Here is a 14893-nt window from a genome sequence, read left to right on the forward strand (position 1 = left end):
AGGACGAGTGTTGACGGTGTTCCCACCGCACTCAGGAGGACCGCATGGATCCCGTCACCACCTATCTGACCGGCCTCGACGCGCCGCTGCGCGAGGCCGCCGACAAGCTGCGTTCCGTCATCGGGGCCGCACTGCCGGAGGCCACCGGCGCCATGTGGCACGGCCACCCGGTGTGGGGGCTGGGCGACCGGCCCGGGCAGACCCCGGTGTGCCTCGTCAAGGCGTACCCGGCGTACGTCACCTTCGGCCTGTGGCGCGGGCAGGACGTTGCCGACGACTCCGGGCGGCTCGTCCCGGGCGCGCGCCGGATGGCCTCGGTGAAGCTGCGCAGCGTGGACGAGATCGACCCAGAGCTGTTCACCGGTTGGCTGCGCGACGCGTACGCGCTGGAGACCCGGTGAGCGCCGTGCGGGTGACCGGCTTCGACCACCTGGTCCTCGCCGTCACCGACGTCGAACGGTCCCTCGCGTTCTACTGCGAGACCCTCGGCCTGGCGCCGGTACGCGTCGACCGCTGGCGCGCCGGCGAGGTGCCCTTCCCCTCGGTACGCGTCAACGCCGACACCATCATCGACCTGGTCCGCGGCGAGCCGGAGGGGTCGAACGTGGACCACTTCTGCCTGGTGGTCGAGCCGCTCGACTGGGGCCGGGTGGTCGAGTCCGGCGTGTTCACGGTGCTGACCGGGCCCGTGCCGCGCTTCGGGGCGCGCGGCACCGCCACCTCGATCTACGTCCGCGACCCGGACGGCAACACCGTCGAGCTGCGCTGGTATCCGGGGTCTTGACTTCGAGTCCGCTCGAAGCCGGAGAGTGGCAACCGGCGGAACCACGACTCGGGACGGGGAGCGGATCATGAAGCGCACGTTGGGGCGGAGCGGCATCGAGGTCAGCGCGCTGGGCATGGGCTGCTGGGCGATCGGCGGCCCGTACGCCGGTGGCGACAACCAGTACGGCTGGGGCCGGGTCGACGACGCCGAGTCGACCCGGGCCGTCCGCCGGGCCCTCGAACTCGGCGTCACCTTCTTCGACACGGCGAGCAGCTACGGCGCCGGGCACAGCGAGGTGGTGCTCGGCCGGGCACTCGGCGCCGACCGGGACCGGGTGGTGATCGCCACGAAGTGGGGGTTCACCTTCGACGAGCGGACCCGGGAGGCGCTCGGCACGGACAGCAGCGTCGCGTACCTGCGCAGCTGCCTGGACGGCTCGCTGCGGCGGCTGGGCACCGACCACGTCGACCTCTACCAGCTCCACCTCGGGGACCTGCCGGTGGCGGAGGCCCTGGACCTCGTCGCCCCGCTGGAGGACCTGGTCACCGCCGGCAAGATCCGGGCGTACGGCTGGAGCACCGACGACCCGGAACGCGCCGCCGCGTTCGCCGCCGCCGGTCCGCACTGCGCGGCGGTGCAGCACGACATGTCGGTGCTGGCCGACCGGCCGGCGATGATCGAGCTGTGTGAGCGGGCCGGGCTGGCCAGCATCAACCGGGGACCGCTCGCCATGGGGCTGCTCAGCGGCAAGTACGCCGACGGCCGCACGGTGGCCCGGGACGACGTGCGGTCGCAGAGCTACGACTGGATGACGTACTTCCGCGACGGCGCCGGGGCACCCGAGTGGCTGGCCCGGGTGGAGGCGCTGCGGGAGGTGTTCGCCACCGGCGGCCGCACGCCCACACAGGGCGCGCTGGCCTGGCTCTGGGCCCGCAGCGGGGCCACCGTCCCGATCCCCGGGTTCCGCACGGTCGCCCAGGTCGAGCAGAACGCGGGCGCGCTCGCCCAGGGCCCGCTGCGGCCGGACGAGTTCGCCGCCGTGGAGGGTCTGCTGGCCGACCTGCGGGTTGCTAGCGTCGCCTGATGCCCGAACTCGAACGGCTCGCCCTGCGGCACGCCCCGGCGCTGCTCCGCTTCGAGCAGGTGAACCGGTCGTACTTCGCCCGGTTCGTGCCGGACCGCGGCGACGACTACTTCCACGAGTTCAGCGACCGGCTCATCGGTCTGCTGACGGAACAGGACACCGGGCTGTGCCACTTCCACGTCCTGGTCGACCCCGAGGACGGCGCCGTGCTGGGCCGGTTCAACCTGGTCGACGTCGCCGACGGCAGCGCCGAGCTGGGCTACCGGGTGGCCGAGCGGGCCGCCGGGCGCGGCCTGGCCCGGGAGGGTGTCCGCCGGGTCGCCACGCTGGCCCGCGAGGAGTACGGGCTGCGGCAGCTGGTCGCCTCGGCGGCGCTGGCGAACCGGGCCTCGCTTGCGGTGCTCCGGCGGACGGGGTTCGTGCCGGTCGAGGAGGTGCTGCTCAGCGGCCAACCCTCCCTGCGGCACGTCCTCGACCTGACGAAGTGATCACGTCCTCAGCGGGCTGCCCGGCCTGCGGTGGGCGGCTACCGTCACCGGAGTGATCGAGGAGCTGGCCCGGCGCTACCTGCACGCGGTCGACGACGCTCTACCCGGGTACGTGCGAGGTCTCTACGTCGTCGGGTCCGCCGCGCTCGGCGCTTGGCAGCCCGGCGCCAGTGACGTCGACACGGTGATCCTGACGTCGCGCCCGCCGACCGACGACGATCTGGCCCGGCTCGCGTCGGTCCATGCCGCGATGCCACCGTCACCCCACTTCGACGGGGTCTACCTCGAACCCGCGCTGGCCCGATCCTGGCCCACCGATCGCCGAGCCGTCCCGTTCGTGGTCGACGGCGCACTCCGCACCGGTACGCCCTGCGGGGAACTGACCCCGGTCCTCTGGCTGACCCTCCGGCGCCACGGCATCCCGGTGCGCGGCCCCGCCGTCGCCGACCTGGGCGTACGGGTCGACCCGGAGCAACTCCGCCGCTACAACCTCGACAACCTGCGGGAGTACTGGCAGCCGACGATGACGGCGTTCGCGGCGGAACTCGCCGACATGGACCCGGCCAGTGTCGTGGACGGCGGGATCGTGAGCTGGTTCGTGCTGGGGCCAGCACGGCTGCACTACACGCTGGCCTGCGGCGACATCATCTCGAAGGCCGCGGCGGGCAGCTATCTCGCCCGCTTGTTTCCCGAACACGCCCAGCTCGCGCGGCGGGCCGTCGGTTGGCGTGCGGGCGAGGCGGTGCAGTTCACCGCCGCCGATCTCGTCGCCACGGGCGACAGCGTCAACGCGGTCACCGAAGACGCCTGGTGTCGCTTCGGCGGCTGACCCCCGTCGTCGTAGGTCAGGGCTGTCGGGTGCGAGACCGGCGAACCGCCCACACTCCGCCCACGACGGCGGCAACCGTCGGCAGCAGGCAGCAGAGACTCAGGACGAACACGTGCCATGGCTTGATCCCTCCCATGGCGCGAAGGATAGACAGGGCTTTCCACTCCGCACCGCAACGCTGTCGCGGCATCCGGCCGGGCTGGCAGGATCGGACGCATGGCCGCCCTGCCTCAACCCGGCGCGGGAACCCCTCGAATCGTCGGGGACAAGGATCTTGCCGACGTCACCACCGGCCAGTTGCTGGACGTCCTGAAAACCGTCACCGTCATCTTGACGCTGCCCCAGGCGGCCGCCGACCACGTCGACGCGCTCGTCGTGCCCACCGGCCAGGGTGAGGAATGGCGTCTCACCCATGCGATCCGCGCCTGGGAGGGAAACTCGTCGCTGCGCCATCTACTGGTCGCCAACGGCAATCCCGCTGAAGAAACCTATGTCGAGATCACCCTCGATTACCTGCGGAGTCTCGGTCTTCGTCGCCTCGGTGGGATCCATCTCCAGGCCGAGCCGGCCCCCAACACCGGCGTGCAGGCCGCATGGATCGTCGACCAGGTGCAGACCCGAGGTATTGCCAGCCTCGCCCTCGTGGTCTCCCCGTACCACCTGACGCGCGTCTACCTCACCGTGCTCAAGGCGTTCAGCCGGAAAGGCGTTCGCCTTCCGATCATCCCGCTACCCGTGGCGGTTTGCCCTGACGCACCGGTCCCGGAAACGGGAGCGACGGCCTACGACCTCGTGCCGGGGGAGGTCAAGCGCATCCTCACCTACCTCGACAACGGCTGGATCGCCACGCCGGAGGAGGTCCAGCAGTACCTCCGGTGGCTGTGGAGCCATCACGAGGACCTGCTCGTCACGAGCCCGACGACAGCGAACGGCCAGGTCGAACGTCGTGTCAGTGGTCGTGTCAGTGCCGTGTCAGGGGGGTGACAGGCCGGCTCCCGATAGTTGGCCGCATGACAGGTGCAGCGATTGCGGTATCAGGCCTGCGAAAGGCCTACAAGGACAAGGTCGTGCTCGACGGCATCGACCTGAACGTTCCCGCCGGCTCGATCTTCTCCCTGCTCGGCCCGAACGGGGCGGGCAAGACGACGACGGTGAACGTCCTGACCACGTTGATGAAGGCCGACGGCGGGACGGTACGGGTTGCCGGGCACGACGTCGCGACCGAAACCAGGGCGGTACGGGCGGCGATCGGGGTCACCGGCCAGTTCGCCGCGGTGGATGAGCTGCTGACCGGGCAGGAGAACCTGCGGCTCATGGCGGATCTCAAGCGCGTGGGTTCCGGTGAGCGGGTCGTCGCGGAGCTGCTGGAGCGGTTCGACCTGGTGGAGTCGGCGCAGAAGCCGGCGTCGACCTACTCCGGCGGCATGCGCCGGAAGCTGGATCTGGCGATGACGCTGGTCGGCAAGCCGCGGATCATCTTCCTGGACGAGCCGACGACGGGGCTGGACCCGCGCAGCCGCCGCACGATGTGGGAGATCATCCGCGAGCTGGTGGCCGACGGCGTCACCATCTTCCTCACCACCCAGTACCTCGAGGAAGCCGATCAGCTCGCCGACCGGGTCGCGGTGCTCGACCAGGGCCGCCTGGTCGCCCAGGGCACGCCCGACGACCTCAAGCGCCAGGTCCCGGGCAGTCACGTCCGGCTCCGGTTCGCCACCGCCGCCGAGCTCGACGCCGCCGCGCGGGTCCTCACCGACGCCACGCGGGACGACGAGGCGCTGGCCCTGCGCGTTCCCGGCGACGGGGGGACGAAGTCGCTGCGGGCCCTGCTGGACCGGCTGGACGAGCACGCGATCAGCGCCGACGAGTTCTCCGTCCACACCCCGGATCTCGATGACGTCTTCCTCGCCCTGACGGGCCACGGCACGGAGGTGACCGCCAAATGAGCGCCAAGTCCCACTCGATGGTCATGTTGCGTCGCAACTTCAAGCACATCACCCGGAATCCGACCTCGGTGTTCAACGCCGTGCTGATGCCGCTCGTGATCATGTTGATGTTCGTCTACATGTTCGGAGACGCCTTCAACGTCGGTGTCGACTACATCGACTACGCGACGCCGGGTCTGATGCTCCTGGCCGTCTGCTACGGGCTGGGGGCCACCGCGACGTCGGTGAACTCCGACATGACCAAGGGCATCATCAACCGGTTCAAAGCCATGGACGTCTCCCGTGGCGCGGTGCTGGTCGGTCACGTCGTCGCCAGCGTGCTGACCAACCTCATCGCCATCGGGGCGCTGGTCGGGGTGGCCTTCCTGCTGGGCTTCAACCCGTCGGCGAGTTCCCTCGACTGGCTCGGCGTGGTCGGCATCGTCCTGCTGCTCGGTATCGCGGCCGGCTGGCTCACGGTCGCCCTCGGGCTGGCGGCGAAGTCGCCGGAGACGGCGGGCCTGGCCGCGGTGCCGCTGGTCATGCTGCCGTTCTTCAGCAGCGCGATCGTGCCGGCGGACAAGATGGGGCCGGGCTTGCGGCAGTTCGCCGAGTACCAGCCCTTCACGCCGATCATCGAGACCCTGCGCGGGCTGCTCAACGGTGCACCGGACACCGGCGACACGATCACCGCCGTCGCCTGGTGCATCGGCATCGCCCTGGTCGGCTACCTGTGGGCGCGGTCCACCTTCAACAAGCGCGCCTGACCTCCTTCCGACGGCCGGTGACGGCGCGCGTTCGCCCGGAACGAGCGCGCGCCGTCACCCGGCCGGGACCCGAAGATTTCGCAGCGACAAGAGGAGAAGCATCGTGCCCACCTTCGCCACGCCCGGACCCGTCGTCGCCACCGTCGTCGTCGCCGGCGCTCAGGTACGGGTCACCGCGAGCGACCGCACCGACACCGTCGTGCTGGTCGAACCCATCGACAAGGCCAGCCCGTCGGACGTCCGGGTGGCCGACAAGACCAAGGTCGGCTTCGCCGGCGGTCACCTGACGGTCAAGACGACCGCCTCCGGGGACAAGAACGGTTCCGTCGCCATCACGATCGACCTGCCCGCCGGCTCCAGCCTGGTGTCGTACCTGGCCCACTCGGACGTCCGGGCGGACGGCTCGTTCGGGGAGTGCGAGCTGCACATGGCATCCGGCCGGGTGCGGCTCGATCGCATCAGGGCGCTCCAGGCGAACATCGGGGCCGGCGAGGTCACGATCGGCCACATCGCCGAGCGCGCAACCGTCGAGGGTGCGGCGTTCGACCTGCGGATCGGCGAGGTCGCGAACACCGTCAAGCTGTCGAGCTCCGGCGGGCAGGTCCGGATCGGCCATGCGTCGGCCGACCTCGACCTCAGCAGTGGCAGCGGCGGTTTCGACATCGACCGCGCCGACGGCAGCGTCACCGCCAAGACCGGCGACGGCGCCATCCGGATCGGCCGGTTGACGCGCGGTCGGGCGGAGCTGTGGAACCACTCCGGGAACATCGAGATCGGCGTCGGCGAGGGCACCGCCGCCCGGGTGGACGCCGACAGCAAGCGGGGATCAGTACGCAACTCCGCCCCGTCCCAGGACAACCGCGGCACGTCCGGCAACGCGCTCACGGTGCACGCCCGCACGCGGCACGGCGACATCGTCATTGACCGCGCCGCGAGCTGACGGCGCTCGCCACGGTCAGGAGGCGAGGGTGACCGTGACGAGCTCGGACCAGTTGGTCTGCGCGCCCTCCCGAGCCGCCTCGGCGAACCGCGCGTCGCCGAGGCGGCTCCGCGCGGCGTGCTCGATCCGCGCCACATCCGGCTGGGAACGATCCGGCAGCCCGCGTATCCCGGTGCTTGCCCCGAGCAGCCGCGCGGCCTGCGCGACGTCCTCGCTGCGCAGGGCCAGGTCCGCCACCCCGACGAGCACGTGCGCGACCAGGGGTGCGTGCCCCGCCTCGGCGGCCGCTTGGCAGGCCGCCGCGTGGTGCGTGCGGGCCTCCCCGAGATCGTCGGCGAGGCAGCCGAGCAGGTGGTGGGTCGCCGCGCGGACACTCGTCTGCTCCGCGTCGTCGCCCAGCAGGGTCGTCGCGACGGCGATCTGCTGGTACGCCTCCTCGGCGTTGCCGCGCCAACGGGCGAGTTCCGCCGTCGAGAGGGCCAGCTCCGCCAGCGCATCCGGCCAGGTGACCCCCTCCGCGCAGCGTCGCGCCTGGGCCAGCGCAGCAACGCTGGACTCCTCGTCGCCCAGCAACCAGTACAGCTGCGCCTGCCGCGCCCGCATCCGGATGACGTCTTCGAGAGCACCGACCTCGGTGACGGCTGCGATCGCCTGTTCGTAGTGCTCGCACGCGGGGGCGAACTCGCCGCGCACGGCGATGCGGTCCGCCAGCTCGGTCAGGGCCATCGAGATCCCGTAGCGCTCGCCGAGTGTCCGGAACTCGGCGAGCGCCCCTTCCAGGTACGCATCCGCGTCCCGGCCGCCCTGGCCGAGCATGATCCGCATCTTGCCGAGGTGGAACCGGGCCAGTGCGCGCACCCAGGGGTCCCCGTCGTCGAGCAACGGTTCCCACGCGGGCAGGAACGCGCCCGGCGCCTCCAACATGCGTTCCAGCGGCACGACCAGCCCCAGCAGCGGGTTGCGGGACCGGCTGCGCTCCCGGAACCGGTACGCCCTGTGGATCCACTCCGCCGCGTCGTGCTCGTCGGCCCGCCCGGAGCCGGCGAACAGCACGACGAGCGCGTACACGATGGCTCTGGTCTCGTCGGGCACCTCGCCCGGCGTCTCGGTGGCCGCGATGATCAGCTCGATGCCTTCGGCCTTGTGCCCGCTGAGCCACCAGTACCAGCCGGCGCCGGCCGCGAGCCGCATCGCCGCGTGGGCGTCGCGGGCCGCGAGCGCGCCGCGCATCGCGGAGCTGATGTTGTCGTGCTCGGCGCCCAGCGTGGCGAGCCAGTCCAGTTGCTCGGCGCGGCGGAGATGCGGCTCCGCGGCCTCAGTGAGTGCGGTGAAGTAGGCGAGATGCGCCTGGCGCGCCAGGTCCGCTTCCCCCGCCTCCGCGAGCCGGTGCCCGGCGTACTCCTTGATCGTGCCGATCATCCGGTACCGCGGCGCGCCCTCGCCCGCGGCGACCAGCAGCGACTTCTCGGCCAGAGCGGTGAGCAACTCCAGCACCTGCTCCGGCTCGACGGCATCGCCGGCGCAGACCCGCTCGGCCGCTTCCAGGCTCGCCCCGCCGGAGAAGACCGAGAGCCGCCGCAACACCGTCCGTTCCGCGTCGGTGAGCAACTCCCAGCTCCAGTCGACCATGGCACGCAGCGTCCGGTGGCGCGGCAGGGCGGTACGGCTACCGCCGGTCAGCAGCCGGAACCGGTCGTCGAGGCGGGTGGCGAGCTGGTCGATGGACATGGTGCGCAACCGGGCCGCGGCCAGCTCGATCGCCAGCGGCATCCCGTCCAGCGCCCGGCAGACCCGCACCATCGTCGCCAGCGTGCGGGCGTCGGCCCCGAGATCCTTGCGCACCGCCCCCGCCCGGTCCCGCAGCAACTGGACGGCGGGAGAGGATTCGATCTCGCCGGCGTCGGCGTCGCCCACCGGCAGGGCCAGGGGCTCGACCAGCCACAGCGCCTCACCCGTGATGCCGAGGGGCTCCCGGCTGGTCGCGAGGATCCGCAGCCGCTGGCACTCCCCGAGCACCCGATGGGCGAACGTCGCCGCCGACTCGATCACGTGCTCACAGTTGTCGAGGATGAGCAGCGCGTCCCGGTCGTGGATCGCCGCGATCAGCCGGTCCGTCAGCTCCAGGTTCGGTGACCCACCGAGCAGGGCATCGCGGAGGCCGAGCCCGGTGAGGGTCGCCTGCGCCACGTCACCGTCCGCGCCGATGGCGGCGAGCTCCACCAGCCAGGCGCCGTCCGGCAGATCGTCGAGCAGGGTACGCGCGGTCTCCGTGGCCAGCCTGGTCTTCCCCGAGCCGCCCGGACCGATAAGGGTGGTGAGCCGGTGCTCGGCGATGAGCTCGCGGACCGCGGCGACATCCCCGTCCTTGCCGACGAAGCTGGTCAGCTCGGCCCGCAGGTTGGTCTTCCGGTTCTCCTCCCGCCGCCGTCCCGACTCGCCCCGCAGCAGGGCGACGTGCAGGGCGGACAGCTCCGGTGACGGGTCGACACCCAGCGCGTCGGCCAGGGCCTCCCTCGCGCGCTGGTAGACGAGCAGCGCCTCGGTGTCGCGCCCGGCCGCGACGAGGGCACGCATCAGCGCGGCGACCAGCCGCTCCCGCACCGGATGCGCGGCCACCAGGTCGGTCAGTTCCGTGACCAGCTCCGCGCCGTGGCCGAGGCTGATCTCCGCGTCGAACCGATCCTCCAGGGCACCCAGACGCAGGCCCTCCAGCCGGGTGACCGCCGCGTCGAACGCCGCACTGTCGGAAAGGCCGACGTCCTGCATGGCGCCACCGCGCCACAGTGCGAGAGCGTCGCGCAACAGCCGTAGCCGTTCTGGATCCTCGTGGTTGCGGGCCCGCCCGATGAGGCGTTCGAACCGCACGGCGTCGACAGCGTCCGGTTCCACCGTCAGCCGGTAACCGTCCGTCAGCCCCTCGACCGACCCCTCCGGCAACGCCTTCCGCAGCCGGGAAACCAGGCGTTGCAAGGCATTCGCCGCCTCGGCGGGCGGATGCTCACCCCAGATCCAGTCGACGAGCGTCGCCTTCGGGACCACGTGACCCGGTTCGAGCGCGAGGGCGATCAACAACCCGCGCAACCGCGCGCCCGGCACGTCGGCCAGGACGTGGCCGTCGATGCGAACCTCGAACGGTCCCAGCATCCCGATCTGCACCTAGCGGATCTTGCCACGGAGAGGTGGCCGGCCTCCAACCCCTGAACGGCTCGACGTGACGGCCTGAGTCAGGGCCCGTGTCGAACCGCACCTGCCGTCCCCCGAGCCGAGCCCGGCAGGGGATCTAGTCGCCGGAGAACCCCCAGAAGTAGACCTCCCTCGGGTCTCCGGCAGGGTCGTGCAGGACTGCGCACCGGCCGAACCATCGCCGTTCGGCGAGTGGTTCGAGCGCCTCGACGTGCGCTCGGGTCAGCTTCGCGACACCCACCCGCTCGAGCGCCTCTGCCTCGGTAACCGGCTGGATGGTCCCGTAGTCGGGCTCCTCGCCGTCGGTCAGCACGTGCGACATGTCCAGGATCGAGTGCGTGCCGGACTCCTGGACGGACTCGTCCGCCCACAGGTCGTCCTCGGTCCGTGGTCGATCCGGGAAGTCCGCGGCGGACTTGCCGAACTCGTAGGGCACCGCCCACCAGTAGTCGCCGGCCTCGAAGACGTTCCGCCGCAGCTCGGCCAACGCGGCCTGAAGATCCGGTCGATATGGGACGTAGTAGTGCCACCCGGACGCGCCCATGTTTCCTCCTGGTTGATCTAGGCCGGAGGCACAATAAGGCCCGGCTGTGACTCGAACCACGGACAGGGCTTCGTGCTGGAGCGGGTGACACTCCGCCGAGTGCCGGCGGCCGGGCCGATCTAGTCTCGCCGTATGGGGAACCAGCCCGCGAGGGTCGCGTTCGACTTCGACCAGTACTCGCGTCGGGTGAGCGAGGGGCCCTGCTTCGTCTGCGCGTTCCTGGCCGGCAACCCCGAGTACCGGCACCATCTCGTCTACGAGGATGACGTCACGGTCGCCTTCCTCGCCCGCTACCCGACGCTGCTCGGCTACTGCCTCGTTGCGCCGAAGCGGCACCTGGAGAGCTGGGTGCACGACATGGAGCAGCGCGAATTCCTTCACTTCCAAGGCCTCGTGCACCGGGTGGCGCGTGCCATCACGGCGACGCTGCCCACCGAGCGGATGTACTCGATGAGCCTGGGCAGCCAGCAGGGCAACGCCCACCTGCACTGGCATCTCGCACCGCTGCCCCCCGGGGTCCCGTACCAGGAGCAGCAGTTCCACGCGGTGATGGCAGAGAACGGCGTCCTGCGGGTCAACGACAACAGCCAGGCAGCCCTCGCCGGGGACATTCGCAGTCGCATCCAAGCCTGAGCGTCCGCGCCACGATCGGGCGCACGGCGCCGCGATTCTCCAGCGACTCGAACATCACCAACGCAGAGGCGTGGTGCTGTACCATCCGCCCACCAGCTCACAGAGGAGGTTGGTTGCCGGACGTGGTTGAAACACTGCTGCGTCTGGCCAGGTCGGATGACTACTCGGAGCGGGCGCATGCCGGCGCCGAGCTGAGCCTGTTCGCTGGATCCGAGACCGTCGACCAGGCGCTCGTGGAGCTCCTGCTGGATGACGACAACACAAGTGTCGTCCAGGGCACTGCGGAAGCCTTGCTCAAGCGCGGTGACAGCGCAGCGCTCCGTCCGTTCGCTGCGGCCTGGCATCTTGTTGAATCACAGGTGGACAACACCCACCTAACAGAAATCGCTGACTACCTTTACGGCGCCATCAGCTACGGCCTCTGGATCGACTCGACCGATCCTCGGCGCACCGGCCTCCGAAGGGTGCTCGCGACCCTGCTCGATGACCAGGACCAGACGGTCCGCAAGGGTGCGGACGGCCTGCTCGGTCAATTGGGCAGTACAAGCTAGGCCGACGACGAAGCGGATCTGCGGGACTGGAGGCACGGTCACATGAGGTCGAGGCTACGCAAGCTGCATATCGGCGGTCACGAGTTCACCTGGAAGGCCGACATCCGCGACGCGTCTGGACCTGATGGTGGTATCCGTCGCTGCATCCGAATTCGCGTCTGGGGAGCGGGAAAGAACGGCCGCGCTCTGCAGGCCGACCTCACTGACCGGCCCCAGCCGGCGCCTGGGGAGGAAACGTATCCGTACCCGACGGCTGAGAACGTGCGGGCACTTGCCCGGTACGCCATGAGCGTTGGCTGGACGCCTGAAGCGGTGGGTGGCACGTTCCGAATCACTTCCGCCGCTGAAGTTGACTTGCCCGGGTTTGCCATCACTGATCTTTTGTGGGCCGCAGAATCTGCCCGCTAGCGGAAGAAGTCAGCCGGCACAGGCGAACCCAAGGCGTGGGGAGGGCGAGGCTAGGTGCTCGGCAGCGTCGTCCAGGGCGTGGACCGCATCTGGATCGGCTGATAGGCCAGAGCTCGGTCAACCACCTCAGCAGCCGTCAACGCGGGGTCATTCCAGAAGATCAGGCCGGAGACATAGCCGTCCGGGCAGACCAGGTCCCGCTCCAGCTGGTCCAGCCAACCACCCAACTCATCATCGTCCGCGTAGTCGAGACTCATGATCCGCTCAACGAGGGCGATCGCCCGGTCCCGGGTCAGCTTCGCTGCCAGGTCGCTCACCTCCCGGCGGGGGTTAATGGCACGGGCAACGATCGCAGGCTACGGAACGTCGAAGGCCACGGCTAGGACTCGTGTCCTGACCAGGGCCTCGACCATGGAGCCGGCTCACCGGCCTGTCCGACAACCTGTGTACGCGAGCGTCTGGCTCGACGGTTGTTGGCGGTCACCGCTGGTCCGCCGTTGATGGCCAGGCGCTGGTCCTCGTCGACCCGTTGACACCCAGGCAACCAACTGTGGCTACCTTCCAACCTTGAGCACCCGTGCCTGCTCACCTCGGTTCTCGGCGCGAATGCGATCGGCGAGGCATGCCCGGTGAGAGACGACGGTCGTACTTCCGGGGCCGTCGTTGCTTCGCACGTCCAAAGTCACGCCGTCGCCGCCGGGGCTCAGGGTCGTTGGCTGTCCGCAGAAGTCACACGGCCACCGGAACGCTTCTAGATCATCTTGTCGGATGCTGAGGCGGACCCATGCCGGAGGAAAGTACCTGTGAACCTGCTCCACCACCGCATCAAGCTCTGCACCGACCGGCGGGTATGGCTCCTGAGCAACCGTCGGCCCGAACTGTTGAATCATGTCTATCGACGCGCCGACTCCTTCATGGCCAACGATTTCGGTGGTGACACCCCAAGAGTGATGGCTGAGAACTCTTGCCCGGACCCGCTGTCCTGGCAGAAGAGCCAGGCTCTCGGTCTCGAAGCGCTCCACAAGCACGTTCCCCTCTCGGTGGCGCATCCGGACGTGAGCGAGAGCTTGCCTCCTAGCTACGTGCTACGCCATCCCGTCTGTCGCCGACCCGCCCGTGCGGTGGTCTGCTCGGCTTGCTCGGGTCGGCGGCGGGCGGGATGGCTCTGCGCAGCCGCCCACGGACCGCAATGCGCGGACGGAGCCCCGGCCATCCTGGAATCGTTGCGCGCCGCCGAGGGCGTAGGAACCGCACGAGTTCGCGTTTTACACGTTCGGGTACCTGGCGACCTGCTCAGTTCACAGTTGGGCAGAGCCGAGGATCGGGGCACGTAGCGGGCACGGCCAGCACGAGAAGCGGTAGCAACGGTCGAGGCCCCAGCCAGGAAACCTGTCCTGAACTCGGGGCCTCGCGCTGGAGCGGGTGACGGGAATCGAACCCGCACTGTCAGCTTGGGAAGCTGATGTTCTGCCATTGAACTACACCCGCAGGCGGCACCACTGTACCTGAGGTCACCACGCCCGTGCACCCAGGTACCCCCGCGGCGGACCCGCGCGTCGATCAAGCGCCCGACCAGCGGCGCAGGGCCGCGGCCAGCAGAAAGAAGTTTCACCCCGGCAACATATGGGCGTTCTCAAATCTGTCGATCGGATGTAACGTCTCCTCCACGTTCTCCGACCGGGCGTGACATACCCCCTGTCACGCCCGCAGAAAGAGGTGGGCCCATGGGACTCCGTCCCAACCTGCTGACCCGGCGTACCGCCGGTGTCGCGTCGACGACCCTCGCGCTGCTGCTCAGCACCGCGGCCGTAGGCGTCGTCCCCGCAGCTTCGGCCTTCTCGGCCGCCCCGTCCGGCTCCTGCGTCGAGCCGGCCGACGTCCACTCGGACGCGCGGGTGAAGAAGGGCGGCCACGCCAAGCTGGACCCGAACGAGCTGACCGCCAAGCAGGTCCGCGAGCGCGAGGCCGACCTCACGGCCGCGCTGGGTGAGCGGGCCAGGTTCCGCACCGGTGCCGGCGCCGCCCCGCTGGCCACGGTGACCATCCCCGTCGTCGTCCACGTCATTCAGCGGGACAGCACCCGGGCCGGCGGCAACATCCCGGACTCGATGGTGACCCAGCAGATCGACGTGCTGAACAAGGCCTACGCCGGTGCCACCGGTGGCGCCCCGACCGCCTTCAGCTTCCAGCTCACGAAGGTGCACCACGTCACCAACGCCGCCTGGTACCCGATCGTGCAGGGTTCCTCGGCCGAGCGCTCGATGAAGACCTCGCTGCGCGAGGGCGGCAAGAACACGCTCAACCTCTACCTGGGTGAGCTGAGCGACGACCTGCTCGGGTGGGCCACCTTCCCGCAGCGCAAGCTGAACAGCATGGACGGCGTGGTCGCGCTGAGCGAGTCGCTGCCGGGTGGCACCGCCACCAACTACAACCAGGGCGACACCGGCACCCACGAGGTCGGCCACTGGCTGAACCTCTACCACACCTTCCAGGGTGGCTGCTCGGGCTCGGGCGACAGCGTCTCCGACACCCCTGCCGAGGCCTCGCCGGCCTTCGAGTGCCCGACCGGCCGCGACACCTGCACCACCGCCGGCCTGGACCCGATCACCAACTTCATGGACTACACCTACGACTCGTGCATGTACCAGTTCACCCCTGGACAGGCGAGCCGCATGCTGACCGCGTGGAACGCCTACCGCGCGGCCTGACCGCTCCGCACCACACGCCGGTGCCGGTCCCGTCCTCGGACGGGGCCGGCACCGGCTCTGTTCGGGC

The 14893-nt window shown here is 70.0% G+C and carries 15 protein-coding genes and 1 tRNA gene; 12 read left to right on the plus strand and 4 right to left on the minus strand.

Features of this window, described 5'->3' with window-relative positions; translation table 11 throughout:
* Nucleotides 1–44 precede the first annotated feature (44 nt).
* The 9 genes from GA0070214_RS17900 to GA0070214_RS17940 all read left to right on the plus strand — a co-directional run bounded on the left by GA0070214_RS17900 (nt 45) and on the right by GA0070214_RS17940 (nt 6799).
* The gene (locus GA0070214_RS17900) at nt 45–401 is read left to right on the plus strand and encodes a DUF1801 domain-containing protein (RefSeq protein WP_091264595.1); all 357 of its coding nucleotides are present in this window, start codon (nt 45–47) and stop codon (nt 399–401) included.
* Nucleotides 398–784 carry a VOC family protein gene (locus tag GA0070214_RS17905; RefSeq protein ID WP_091264597.1) on the plus strand — a complete coding sequence of 129 codons (387 nt, stop codon included), beginning with the start codon at nt 398–400 and terminating at the stop codon, nt 782–784. The genes GA0070214_RS17900 and GA0070214_RS17905 overlap by 4 nt, the downstream gene beginning before the upstream one ends.
* A gap of 67 nt (nt 785–851) precedes the next feature.
* Nucleotides 852–1850: an aldo/keto reductase gene (locus GA0070214_RS17910; protein WP_091264601.1), complete on the plus strand. Its 999-nt coding sequence runs from the start codon at nt 852–854 to the stop codon at nt 1848–1850.
* Entirely contained in the window at nt 1850–2338 is a 489-nt protein-coding gene (locus GA0070214_RS17915; RefSeq protein WP_091264604.1) for a GNAT family N-acetyltransferase, read from the plus strand. The genes GA0070214_RS17910 and GA0070214_RS17915 overlap by 1 nt, the downstream gene beginning before the upstream one ends.
* 52 nt (nt 2339–2390) lie before the next feature.
* Nucleotides 2391–3167, plus strand: a complete 777-nt coding sequence (locus GA0070214_RS17920) for a nucleotidyltransferase domain-containing protein (RefSeq protein WP_167364287.1) — start codon at nt 2391–2393, stop codon at nt 3165–3167.
* A 216-nt stretch (nt 3168–3383) separates the two neighbouring features.
* Nucleotides 3384–4151, plus strand: a complete 768-nt coding sequence (locus GA0070214_RS17925; protein WP_139141869.1) for a YdcF family protein — start codon at nt 3384–3386, stop codon at nt 4149–4151.
* A gap of 26 nt (nt 4152–4177) precedes the next feature.
* Nucleotides 4178–5113 carry an ATP-binding cassette domain-containing protein gene (locus GA0070214_RS17930; RefSeq protein ID WP_091264613.1) on the plus strand — a complete coding sequence of 312 codons (936 nt, stop codon included), beginning with the start codon at nt 4178–4180 and terminating at the stop codon, nt 5111–5113.
* Entirely contained in the window at nt 5110–5859 is a 750-nt protein-coding gene (locus GA0070214_RS17935) for an ABC transporter permease (RefSeq protein WP_091264617.1), read from the plus strand. The genes GA0070214_RS17930 and GA0070214_RS17935 overlap by 4 nt, the downstream gene beginning before the upstream one ends.
* A gap of 103 nt (nt 5860–5962) precedes the next feature.
* Nucleotides 5963–6799, plus strand: coding sequence for a DUF4097 family beta strand repeat-containing protein (locus tag GA0070214_RS17940; protein WP_091264621.1), 837 nt, complete (start codon nt 5963–5965; stop codon nt 6797–6799).
* A gap of 15 nt (nt 6800–6814) precedes the next feature.
* Here GA0070214_RS17940 and GA0070214_RS17945 read toward each other — a convergent pair whose 3' ends face one another.
* Nucleotides 6815–9955, minus strand: a complete 3141-nt coding sequence (locus GA0070214_RS17945; protein WP_091264624.1) for an ATP-binding protein — start codon at nt 9953–9955, stop codon at nt 6815–6817.
* A 124-nt stretch (nt 9956–10079) separates the two neighbouring features.
* Nucleotides 10080–10526, minus strand: a complete 447-nt coding sequence (locus GA0070214_RS17950; protein WP_091264628.1) for a hypothetical protein — start codon at nt 10524–10526, stop codon at nt 10080–10082.
* A 132-nt stretch (nt 10527–10658) separates the two neighbouring features.
* Between GA0070214_RS17950 and GA0070214_RS17955 the strand changes: the two genes are divergently transcribed.
* Both GA0070214_RS17955 and GA0070214_RS17960 read left to right on the plus strand, forming a co-directional pair.
* Entirely contained in the window at nt 10659–11159 is a 501-nt protein-coding gene (locus GA0070214_RS17955) for an HIT family protein (RefSeq protein ID WP_091264631.1), read from the plus strand.
* Nucleotides 11160–11272: 113 nt separating this feature from the next.
* Complete coding sequence (locus tag GA0070214_RS17960; protein ID WP_139141870.1) at nt 11273–11710, plus strand: HEAT repeat domain-containing protein; 438 nt, start codon at nt 11273–11275, stop codon at nt 11708–11710.
* A gap of 458 nt (nt 11711–12168) precedes the next feature.
* Here the strand turns inward: GA0070214_RS17960 and GA0070214_RS17965 are convergent, their stop codons facing one another.
* Nucleotides 12169–12435, minus strand: a complete 267-nt coding sequence (locus GA0070214_RS17965; RefSeq protein WP_244167754.1) for an e9imm peptide — start codon at nt 12433–12435, stop codon at nt 12169–12171.
* Between the two features lie 1097 nt (nt 12436–13532).
* Nucleotides 13533–13606: transfer RNA gene (locus GA0070214_RS17975), tRNA-Gly, on the minus strand.
* 236 nt (nt 13607–13842) lie between these two features.
* On the opposite strand from GA0070214_RS17975, the gene GA0070214_RS17980 reads away from it, so the two are divergent.
* On the plus strand, nt 13843–14826 hold the full coding sequence (locus GA0070214_RS17980) for a zinc metalloprotease (protein WP_091264638.1): 984 nt from the start codon (nt 13843–13845) through the stop codon (nt 14824–14826).
* Nucleotides 14827–14893 lie beyond the last annotated feature (67 nt).

Origin of the sequence: Micromonospora chaiyaphumensis (assembly GCF_900091435.1) — a bacterium.
Lineage (GTDB): Bacteria > Actinomycetota > Actinomycetes > Mycobacteriales > Micromonosporaceae > Micromonospora > Micromonospora chaiyaphumensis.